Genomic DNA, 6,484 nt, shown 5'->3' with positions numbered 1-6,484 from the left:
CGTCTTCTGGAACGGACCGGCCGGAGTGTTCGAGTTCGACAAGTTCTCGGCCGGCACCAAGGGCATCGCCGAAGCGATCATCGGAGCCACCGAGAAGGGCGCGTTCAGCGTCGTCGGTGGCGGCGACTCGGCCGCTGCGGTACGCACCCTCGGACTGCCCGACGACGGTTTCTCGCACATCTCCACCGGCGGCGGTGCATCCCTCGAATACCTCGAAGGCAAGCAGCTCCCCGGCCTATCCGTCCTGGAGGCGTAACGCATGGCACGTAAGCCGCTCATCGCGGGCAACTGGAAGATGAACCTCAACCACCTCGAGGCCATCTCGCTGGTGCAGAAGATCGCATTCTCGTTGCCCGAGAAGTACTTCGACAAGGTCGACGTGACGGTGATCCCGCCGTTCACCGACATCCGCAGCGTGCAGACCCTGGTCGAGGGCGACAAACTGCTGCTCACCTACGGTGCGCAGGACGTCTCGTCCGAGGACAAGGGTGCCTTCACCGGCGAGATCAGCGGATCGATGCTGGCCAAGCTGGGGTGCACCTTCGTCGTCGTCGGTCACTCCGAGCGACGCACGCTGCACAGCGAGGACGACGCCGTCGTGCTCGCCAAGACGAAGGCGGCCCTGAAGAACGGCCTCACTCCGATCGTGTGCATCGGCGAGGGTCTGAACATCCGTGAGGCCGGCGAGCACGTGGCCTACAACGTGGCACAGCTGCGAGGGTCACTCGAAGGACTGTCGGCCGACGACATCTCCAAGGTCGTCATCGCCTACGAGCCGGTATGGGCCATCGGTACCGGCCGGGTCGCGTCGGCGTCGGACGCTCAGGAAGTGTGCGGTGCCATTCGTGAGGAATTGAAGGCGCTGTCCTCGGACGAGGTCGCCGCGGGCGTGCGCGTGCTGTACGGCGGCTCGGTCAACGCGAAGAACGTCGGTGAGATCGTCGGACAGCCCGACGTCGACGGTGCCCTCGTCGGTGGCGCTTCGCTCAAGGCGGACGAGTTCGCCACGTTGTCGGCCATCGCCGCAGGTGGACCCCTGCCCTGATCGGCCATCGGCAACGCTGTATCGGACGGTTTTCGGACACCTCGCTTCGGCGGGGTGTCCGAAGCCGTTCGCGGGGCCAGGTAGGCTGCTGAAGGCATCGAATCGAGTTTGAGGTGGACATGGATCTGTTTCTGGATATTCTGCTGGTCGTCACCAGCCTGGCACTGATCTTGCTGATCCTGCTGCATCGCGGCAAGGGCGGCGGATTGTCCAGCCTGTTCGGTGGCGGAGTGCAGTCCAGCCTCTCCGGTTCCACCGTCGTCGAGAAGAACCTCGATCGCCTCACGGTCTTCACCGGCATCATCTGGCTCATCGCCATCCTCGGTATCGGCCTGGAGATCAAGTACACCTGATCGGATTCGGCTCCGAGTGCGAGTTGGTGACGGAGCGACGATACTGGGTGGATGAGCGAATCCTCCTACGAGTCAGTCGGTTCCCCAGCCTTCGTCCCACCGACAGCTCAGGGTCGGGAGTTGACAGAGCCTCTCCGTGAGGACATCCGCTATCTCGGCGGCATCCTGGGTGAGATCATTCGCGAGCACGAGGGCGACGACGTCTTCGAGCTGATCGAGTCGGCTCGCGTCGAATCCTTCGCGGTACGCAGGTCGGAGATAGAACGCGACGATTCCGTCGGACGTTACACCGACGTCGAAGTGGCACAGGCAGTTCCACTGATTCGCGCGTTCAGTCACTTCTCGCTGCTGGCCAATCTTGCCGAGGATCTACACCGCGAACGTCGTCGAGCGATTCACCTCGACCGCGAGGACCCGCCACAGGACAGCAGTCTCGACGCCACCTGGCTCAAGATCGATGCCGCAGCACCGTCGCGCGAGCAGGTGGCCGCGGCCCTGACGGATGCGTTGGTCGCGCCGGTGATCACCGCGCACCCCACCGAAACACGTCGACGCACCGTGTTCGATGTGCAGTCGAAAATCACCGAGCTGATGCGGCGCCGCGATGTCGCCGCTGCGGCACGTGAGGGCAAGGCCGCCACTGCGGCGAAGGAACTGGCCGCCTTCGACGTACAGATCCGCAGGCAGGTACTGACCCTGTGGGAGACGGCTCTGATTCGGTTGTCACGGTTGAGGATTCAGGACGAGATCGAGGTCGGCCTCCGGTATTTCGAGTCCTCCCTGTTCGATGTCATGCCGGCGTTGAACGCCGACGTGCGGGCAGCGCTGCGGGCACGGTGGCCCGAGGAGGATCTACTGCCGCGCCCCATTCTCCGGCCCGGTTCCTGGATCGGCGGCGACCGCGACGGCAATCCGAACGTGACCGCAGAGGTGGTCCACACCGCGACCCATCAAGCGGGATACGTGGCGTTCGAGCATTACCTCGACGAATTGGTCGCGCTGGAGAAGGAATTGTCGATGTCCGCGCGTCTGGTGGATGTCACCGAGGATCTCGAGGCTCTGGCCGGCGCATCGACCGAGCCGGACGACCGTCGATCGGACGAGCCGTATCGCGTCGCCGTCGCCGGTATCCGGGCGCGGCTCACGGCCACCGCCCGGGCTGTGCTCGACGCGGTGCCGGTCTCCGGGATCGACCTAGGTGCGGAGAAGTACGCCGGTCCGCAAGACGTTCTCGACGACCTCGACGTGATCGATCGGGCTCTACGCGCCGACGGGGATGCATTGATCGCCGACGATCGTCTGCTGCGGCTTCGGCAGTCGGTCGAGACGTTCGGATTCCATCTGCAGGCGTTGGACATGAGGCAGAACTCCGAGACCCACGAAGAGGTGGGCGCCGAGCTGTTGGCCTGGGCCGGTGTCCACTCCGATTACATGTCCCTCGGGGAGGACGAGCGGGTCTCGGTTCTGTCGCAGGAACTTGCGACCAGGCGGCCGCTCGTCGGCCCCAACGCGCAGCTCAGTGAACTCGCCACCAAGGAACTGGGCATCGTCAGGGCCGCCAAAGAGGCCATCGATCACCTCGGCCCCGACACCATCCAGAACTACATCATCAGCATGTGTCAGTCGGTCAGTGACATGCTCGAAGCGGCGTTGCTGCTCAAGGAAGCAGGAATCTTCGACCCCGGCACCGACGGCTCGGCACCGACGTCGACAGTGGGTGTCGTGCCACTGTTCGAGACCATCGAGGATCTGCAGCAGGGCGCCGCGACCCTGCTCGCCACGCTCGACGTTCCGATCTACCGCGCGCTGGTAGCCGGGCGCGGCATGAACCAGGAAGTCATGCTGGGGTATTCGGACTCGAACAAGGACGGTGGATACCTCGCGGCGAACTGGGCGCTGTACCGCGCCGAGTTGGATCTACTCGAGGCCTCACGCAAGACGGGTATTCGCTTGCGGCTCTTCCACGGTCGCGGCGGTACGGTCGGCCGCGGCGGCGGTCCCAGCTACGACGCGATCCTGGCGCAGCCGCCCGGAGTGGTACAGGGTTCGTTGCGGCTCACCGAGCAGGGCGAGATCATCGCGGCCAAATACGCCGAGCCGTCCATGGCGCGCCGAAATCTCGAGTCTCTGGTCGCGGGAACTCTCGAATCGACTCTGCTGGATGTGGAGGGTCTCGGAGACGGCGCAGAAGCCGCATACGACATCCTGGACGACCTCGCCGCGAAGGCGCGTGCGGCCTACGGCCGGCTGGTGCACGAGGAGCCCGGTTTCGTCGAGTACTTCCGAACGTCCACACCGGTCGCCGAGGTCGGTGAGCTGAACATCGGCTCCCGTCCGGCATCGAGAAAGCCGACGAACTCGGTGTACGACCTGCGTGCCATTCCTTGGGTGATGTCGTGGAGTCAGTGCCGGGTGATGCTGCCCGGCTGGTACGGCACCGGTTCGGCATTCGAGGAGTGGGTCGGCGACGACGATTCCAAGCTCGAGGTGCTGACCGAGCTGTACCGAAAGTGGCCGTTCTTCCAGACCGTTCTGTCCAACCTCGCGCAGGTCATGGCCAAATCGGATCTGGGCATCGCGGCTCGGTACGCGGAGTTGGTTCCCGACGCAGACCTGCGCGCGCGGATCTTCGGGATGATCGAAGCCGAACATGCCACGACGGTGCGGATGTACCTGAAGATCACCGGTCACAGTCGCCTGCTCGAAGACAACCCGTCGCTGGAGCGCTCGGTGCACAATCGCTTCCCGTACCTGGAGCCGCTCAATCAGATGCAGGTCGAGATGCTGCGTCGATACCGCAACGGTGACGACGACGAACGGGTCAAGCGAGGAATTCTGCTGACGATGAACGGTCTCGCGACGGCGCTGCGCAACAGCGGTTAGCCACGCACGAGGGGCGAGGAACCGGTTGTCGGTCGATCGCGTCCAACGAGGTATGACGCAGTGCAGTAGTTCGATCGATACCTGGAGAGACGGATCCGCCTACCGCGGGAGCAGTAGGCGGATCGGTCGTTCGATATCAGGATATGCCCGGGGCGTCGGCGACTACGACTGCGAGCGGCCGGGATGTGACCCCGACGCTGCCGACCCCGATTAGTCGGGTGGGATCAGACGGTGTCCAGCTTGGACGCTGCGCCGGCATCGAGGAACCAGACCGTCGATTCGGTGCCCAGCGCGCCTGCCGACGGGACGTCGTCGGAATCGGCTCCGCCCACCGCAGCGGCGACGGCGTCGGCCTTGTTCGCTCCCGAGACGAGCAACCACACGTGCTGTGCGCGGCGAACCGCAGGCAGTGTCAGTGTGATGCGCACCGGCGGGGGCTTGGGGGAGTCCTCGACCGCCACGACGAAGCGGTGCTGTTCACGCACTGCATCGGTGTGGGGGAAGAGTGAATTGATATGGCCTTCGCCGCCCATACCGAGGAGATGGACGTCGAACCGGGGCGTCGGCTCACCCTCCGATCCGGAATGCAGGATCTGTGCGTACGTTGCCGCGGCCACCTCGGGGTCGCTTCCGTGCGGTCCGTCCGATGCGGCCATCCGGAACACCCGATCCGGGTGGACATCGACGTGATCGAGCAGCGCCTCCGAGGCCTGGACCTCGTTGCGTTCGGGATCACCCGAGGGTAGGAAGCGTTCGTCGCCGAAGTAGATGTCGACTTTGCCCCAGTCGATCGATCCGGAGTCCTCACGTAGCGCTTGCAGCAGCGCGATTCCGGTGCCGCCGCCGGTGAGCACCACCGATGCGAAGCCGCGCTCGGCCTGCGCGGCCGTGACCACGTCGACGAAGCGAGATCGTGCAGCGTCGACCAGGGCCTGCGCGTCCAAGTACTGGAGTACCGATGTCTTACTCATAGCTCACTTTCGACAGTCCGTGCAGGGCGAGTTCGTAGATCTCATCCGTGTCGAGTCTGCGCAGTTCCTCGGCGAGGCACTCGCGCGTGTTGCGACGCGCCAGTGCGACCTCCGCGTCGGGCTGACCGGTGCGTCGCAGGGTTGCGGTCTTGCCGGTCTGCGGACGCGTCAGCGAGATGCTGCTGTTCTCTCTGATCAGCTCCACCTTCAGCTCACCCGCACGGCGGTGGACCGGCACGTCGAGTTTGGCGGCCAGCCAACCTGCCAGGATGTCGAGTGCGGGTTCTTCGGCCAGTCCGGACACCGTGGCCGAGACGACCGCCTCGAACGGAGCCTGGTCGAGCGCGGTGGCCAACAGGCCGCGCCAGTACGTGATGCGACTCCAGGAGAGATCGGTGTCGCCCTCGGTGTAGCTGCTGAGCCGACCCTTGATCGTCGCCGTGGTGTCGGGTGAGTTCGTGGCATCGGTGATCCGGCGAATTGCCAAGCGCCCCAGCGGATCCTTCGCCGGAACGGTCGGTGCCTCGTCCGGCCACCACGCCACGATCGGAGTATCGGGCAGCAGGAACGGGATCACCACACTGTGCTCGTGATCGGCGAGTTCGCCGTTCAGGCGCAACACGACGACCTCCGATGCACCGGCGTCTCCGCCCACCCGGATCTGTGCGTCGAGGCTCGATTCGGCGGATCGGTCTCCGTGGATGAGCACGATGACGCGGCACGGGTGCTCGCGGCTGGCCTCGTTCGCTGCGTCGATCGCCCGTTCGGCCTTGGCCGGATCACGGCTGGCGACGATCAGTGTCAGCACCCGGCCGATGGTCACCGCACCGCCTGCTTCGCGCACCTCCACCAACTTCTTGCCGACCTCGGCCGTCGTCGTGGCGGGGATGTCGACAATCACGGTCTTCTCCATTCGCGTCCGGTGCGGTGCATCATCTCGTCACCCGAGGAAGGCCCCCAGGTACCGGCTTCGTACGGTTCCGCGGTGCCGCCGGAAGCCCAGAATTCCAGAATGGGATCGAGGATCTTCCACGACAGTTCCACTTCGGCATTGACCGGGAACAGCGACGGCTCACCGAGCAGCACGTCGAGGATGAGGCGTTCGTACGCCTCGGGCGAGGATTCGGTGAACGCCTGGCCGTAGCTGAAGTCCATGCTGACGTCGCGCACCTGCATGCTCGATCCCGGCACCTTGGAGCCGAACCGCATCGTCACGCCCTCGTCGGGTTGGA

At 65.0% G+C, this 6,484-nt stretch carries 6 protein-coding genes and 1 pseudogene; 4 read left to right on the top strand and 3 right to left on the bottom strand.

Features of this window, described 5'->3' with window-relative positions; all coding sequences use genetic code 11:
* From pgk to ppc, 4 genes are all read left to right on the top strand, one after another.
* A partial coding sequence (pgk, locus tag A2J02_RS12760; RefSeq protein WP_082899508.1) for a phosphoglycerate kinase occupies positions 1-256 on the top strand: 256 nt, incomplete at its 5' end.
* A gap of 3 nt (positions 257-259) precedes the next feature.
* Entirely contained in the window at positions 260-1,045 is a 786-nt protein-coding gene (tpiA, locus tag A2J02_RS12755; protein ID WP_068050527.1) for a triose-phosphate isomerase, read from the top strand.
* Between the two features lie 119 nt (positions 1,046-1,164).
* Positions 1,165-1,398 carry a preprotein translocase subunit SecG gene (gene secG, locus A2J02_RS12750; protein ID WP_068050526.1) on the top strand — a complete coding sequence of 78 codons (234 nt, stop codon included), beginning with the start codon at positions 1,165-1,167 and terminating at the stop codon, positions 1,396-1,398.
* A 51-nt stretch (positions 1,399-1,449) separates the two neighbouring features.
* A complete protein-coding gene (gene ppc / locus A2J02_RS12745) occupies positions 1,450-4,281 on the top strand; it encodes a phosphoenolpyruvate carboxylase (protein ID WP_068050525.1) in 2,832 nt (943 codons plus the stop codon).
* Between the two features lie 224 nt (positions 4,282-4,505).
* On the opposite strand, the gene pgl is transcribed toward ppc, so the two are convergent.
* From pgl to A2J02_RS12730, 3 genes and pseudogenes are all read right to left on the bottom strand, one after another.
* Positions 4,506-5,252: a 6-phosphogluconolactonase gene (pgl, locus tag A2J02_RS12740; RefSeq protein ID WP_068050524.1), complete on the bottom strand. Its 747-nt coding sequence runs from the start codon at positions 5,250-5,252 to the stop codon at positions 4,506-4,508.
* Positions 5,245-6,153 carry a glucose-6-phosphate dehydrogenase assembly protein OpcA gene (gene opcA, locus A2J02_RS12735; RefSeq protein ID WP_170946023.1) on the bottom strand — a complete coding sequence of 303 codons (909 nt, stop codon included), beginning with the start codon at positions 6,151-6,153 and terminating at the stop codon, positions 5,245-5,247. The genes pgl and opcA overlap by 8 nt, the downstream gene beginning before the upstream one ends.
* A pseudogene (locus A2J02_RS12730) lies at positions 6,150-6,484 on the bottom strand (glucose-6-phosphate dehydrogenase); the annotation flags it as partial. The pseudogene A2J02_RS12730 and the gene opcA, both read right to left, overlap by 4 nt.

It is taken from the genome of Rhodococcus sp. EPR-147 (assembly GCF_001647185.1).
Taxonomy (GTDB): domain Bacteria; phylum Actinomycetota; class Actinomycetes; order Mycobacteriales; family Mycobacteriaceae; genus Rhodococcoides.
The sequence above is the reverse complement of the archived record's forward strand: the minus strand, read 5'-3'. Positions and strand labels throughout refer to the sequence as shown.

Excerpts from the sequence above, each read along its gene's own strand:
- ppc (WP_068050525.1), top strand. The coding sequence starts at position 1,450 with ATGAGCGAATCCTCCTACGAGTCAGTCGGTTCCCCAGCCTTCGTCCCA.
- secG (WP_068050526.1), top strand. The coding sequence starts at position 1,165 with ATGGATCTGTTTCTGGATATTCTGCTGGTCGTCACCAGCCTGGCACTG.
- tpiA (WP_068050527.1), top strand. The coding sequence starts at position 260 with ATGGCACGTAAGCCGCTCATCGCGGGCAACTGGAAGATGAACCTCAAC.
- pgl (WP_068050524.1), bottom strand. The coding sequence starts at position 5,252 with ATGAGTAAGACATCGGTACTCCAGTACTTGGACGCGCAGGCCCTGGTC.